The sequence below is a fragment of the Planctomycetota bacterium genome, from assembly GCA_016235865.1.
Lineage (GTDB): Bacteria > Planctomycetota > MHYJ01 > JACQXL01 > JACQXL01 > JACRIK01.
This window is the reverse complement of record JACRIK010000020.1, coordinates 1-2,740: the sequence shown is the minus strand read 5'-3', so window position 1 is coordinate 2,740 and position 2,740 is coordinate 1. Positions and strand designations below refer to the sequence as shown.

Here is a 2,740-nt window from a genome sequence, read left to right as displayed (position 1 = left end):
TTCCTGGGTCTTCGAATTCCTGATACCTTAGGTCAAGGACCGTGAGGGGAAATGCCCTCTCGAGAAGGCATTTTTAGGGAGAGGTTGGGGGCTGGTAGGAGGGCTTCCGTGTCCGCCTTTAGTCCTCCCCCCGCCATCCCTTTTTTCGGAGCTTTTATTTGTTAGAACACCACCGCGCGGCTGTTGTTAACCAGACAATCGCAGAAAATATTTTTTCTGGATAAGTTCCCGATCAGACTGGAATAAAAAAAAAGGGGAAGAGGCTGGCGGTTCCTGAGTCATTCGCCTGTCAGTGCAGCAGGTGGAGATTGCCGAGATGAACCCGTTTGATTCCCGCTTCCAGGGCCGCGTTCCGGGCCTGGGACGCGAAGTCCAGGGAGGTGATGGGCAAGTCGCTCAGGTAGAATTGGGGGTAGAAGCCCAGGAGGCTGTAAGGGATATCCGGGTTGAGGCGGGCGAGGAAACGGGCCAGGCCGTGGATTTCGTCTAAGTCCACGTAGCCGGGGACCAGCAGAGTGCTGGCGCAGAGCAGAGGCACTTCCGGGCGCTCCCCCAGGCGCGCGGCCAGGATTGCAAAATTCTTCAGGGTCTGGGAGTTGGAGACGCCGCAGAGGGCCAGGTGGATTTCTTCGCTGAAGGCCTTCAGGTCGAATTTGATGATGCCGCCGTTGGCCAGGCAACTATCCACCAGGGGCTTTAGCCATTCTTCTCGCATGGCGCCGTTGGTCTCCCAGCAGATACGGACGCGGCGGCCCTTGGCCCGAGCCTGTTCCAGGGCCAGGCGGGACGCAGCCAGGGCGTGGGGAAGCTGGGGCGTGGGGTCGCCGCCGAAGTAGCAGATGCAGCCGGTGTTTTTTTGTACAGCCCCGGCCAGTTCTTGAGCCGAGACTTTCTCGCCCTTAAAGGTGGCCTTCTTGAAGGTCCAGTTCTGGCAATAGAGGCAGTTGAAATTGCAGGCGTGGTAAAAGACGGCCAGGTTGGAAAAACCACGCTCCGGGCCCGGGCAGGACGAATATTTAGGATACCCCGCGCCCGTGCCTCCGGGACAGAACCAGTCCGCCACGCAGTTGGTGGGCAGAGGGTCGTAATAATAACTCAGCCGCGCACCCGCGGCCGTGCCGCCGATGATCTTACCGTCTTTCACCCGCCTGGCCCCGCAGAAGCCATAACCCCCTTCAGGAATGCGGCAGGCATGGAAACAGAGGGTGCAGGGTTTGCCCAGAGGGTCTTGGGGAGGGCTGATGGGCAAGTTGAAAGCCCGGCGGCTTTCGTGGTGCAGCTTTTCAATTTCAGGCCATACCTGGGCAAAATGGCCGCGGATGCAAGACGCGCAATAGCCCAGGCGGGGGGAGATGAGGCGGTCGGTTTGGCCGCAATGGCGGCAGGAGGACATAAATAATATTATTCTTTGCAAATAATATTTGCTATTAAATATATCTACTTAGACTTTTTCTGATTTTCTATCATCTCTATTCTTTCGGCAACATGTTTAGCATACTCCGCTTCAATGTCTTCTTTAGTATATACTATTACGTTTATCTTATTAAAACCAGATGATATCCTGTCAATATTATTATTTATTTTCTCAATATTATCAGCAATTTTATGTAACGGAGGTGTGCCAAGCCAAGTTAATCCAAGGAAAACTGAGAAATCTATTAAGTAGTTATCCTCAATAACTTTTCCTAAACCACTATGATAGGATACCCTAATTCCAAATGGATTTTCCATTTTTTCGTTATAATTTTCAAATAGGCTTGTTAAATAAAAAGATATTTCTTGATTTGGGGCCAAATAATTTAGACCTTTTTTAATTAAATTTATTTAAGAAAGATATTTACCCTTCTCATGCTCAAAATCATTACTTAATTCAAAACTAATATTATAGGCAGGCCCTAACCCTATATTTTTGATAACCATCTCAATAAAACTTTTTGCCTCTTCCTTTGGTTGAATATTTATAGATATTTTCGGGTCTATTTGAATTTCTCTTATTTTCCTCGTTTCTGAAACCAATCTCCATGTTAAAATTGCATAAACAATAGTAGCTAAAGATACAAGGAATGAAAATAAGAGATTAAAAGCTCCGCTATTTTGATTAAGAAATTCTAACATAATAATATCATTTAATTTTTAAAATAATGATGGGTATTCTTTTTTATTAATCTTAGTAGCAAAATACTCCACCGCCCGGGCCGTAGTCATCCGGCCCCGGGGGGTGCGCTGCAAAAAACCGCATTGGATGAGGAAGGGTTCGTAGACGTCTTCTAAAGTGTCCTGCTCTTCGCAGAGGGCCGCGGCCAGGGTGCCCAGGCCCACGGGGCCGCCGTTGTATTTCTCCAGGATGGTGAGGAGGATCTGGCGGTCCATGCGGTCGAAGCCCAGTTGGTCCACTTCGAGGAGCGTCAGGGCCGCGTCCGCAATTTCCTTGGTGACCCGGCCGTCGCCCCGTACCTGGGCGTAGTCCCGCACCCTTTTCAGCAGCCGGTTGGCGATGCGGGGCGTGCCCCGGGAGCGCCGGGCGATCTCCCAGGCCCCTTCGTCATCCACCTCCACGGCCAGGACCTGGGCGGCCCGGTGGGTGATCTTGGCCAGGTCATCGGGGGCGTAAAAATCCAGGCGCAGCATCAGGCCGAAGCGGTCCCGGAGCGCGGGCGTCAAGAGTCCGGCCCGGGTGGTGGCGCCCACCAGGGTGAATTGTGGGAGTTCCAATTTGAGGGAACGGGCGCCGGGACCCTGG

The 2,740-nt window shown here is 51.8% G+C and carries 4 protein-coding genes; all 4 read right to left on the bottom strand.

Annotation, left to right across the window (positions count from 1 at the left end):
- Positions 1-289: 289 nt before the first annotated feature.
- The gene (locus HZA49_05925; protein MBI5778976.1) at positions 290-1,393 is read right to left on the bottom strand and encodes a radical SAM protein; all 1,104 of its coding nucleotides are present in this window, start codon (positions 1,391-1,393) and stop codon (positions 290-292) included.
- 44 nt (positions 1,394-1,437) lie between these two features.
- Positions 1,438-1,731, bottom strand: coding sequence for a hypothetical protein (locus HZA49_05920; GenBank protein MBI5778975.1), 294 nt, complete (start codon positions 1,729-1,731; stop codon positions 1,438-1,440).
- A 93-nt stretch (positions 1,732-1,824) separates the two neighbouring features.
- A complete protein-coding gene (locus HZA49_05915) occupies positions 1,825-2,115 on the bottom strand; it encodes a hypothetical protein (GenBank protein ID MBI5778974.1) in 291 nt (96 codons plus the stop codon).
- An 18-nt stretch (positions 2,116-2,133) separates the two neighbouring features.
- On the bottom strand, positions 2,134-2,740 hold a 607-nt coding region (ruvB, locus tag HZA49_05910; protein ID MBI5778973.1), incomplete at its 5' end, for a Holliday junction branch migration DNA helicase RuvB.

Coding starts and splice junctions, on each gene's coding strand:
- HZA49_05925 (MBI5778976.1), bottom strand. CDS start 1,393: ATGTCCTCCTGCCGCCATTGCGGCCAAACCGACCGCCTCATCTCCCCC.
- HZA49_05920 (MBI5778975.1), bottom strand. CDS start 1,731: ATGGAAAATCCATTTGGAATTAGGGTATCCTATCATAGTGGTTTAGGA.
- HZA49_05915 (MBI5778974.1), bottom strand. CDS start 2,115: ATGTTAGAATTTCTTAATCAAAATAGCGGAGCTTTTAATCTCTTATTT.